1 protein-coding gene is annotated in these 229 nt (G+C 65.5%); it reads right to left on the bottom strand.

Features of this window, described 5'->3' with window-relative positions; all coding sequences use genetic code 11:
- A partial coding sequence (locus AC5Y30_RS25595; protein WP_499922129.1) for an AMP-binding protein occupies positions 1-229 on the bottom strand: 229 nt, incomplete at both ends.

Genomic DNA, 229 nt, shown 5'->3' with positions numbered 1-229 from the left:
ACCAGTAGTACCCGACGTATAGATCACATACGCCACATCGTCGGCCGTCGGTTCAGATAAACCGTTGCGCGGCAAGCGGATTCCGGGACGATCGACATCGATGACCGGCAGCCCCAGCCCGTCCAGCCGCGAGCGGAGGTCGGCGCTGGCGATCGCGGCGATCGGGCCCGCATCGGCCAGCATGAATTCAATCCGGGCCGTCGGCACCCCGGGGTCGATCGGCAGATAC

The organism is Mycobacterium sp. NGS27, assembly GCF_059813005.1.
This window is presented reverse-complemented; position numbering and strand designations above follow the sequence as displayed.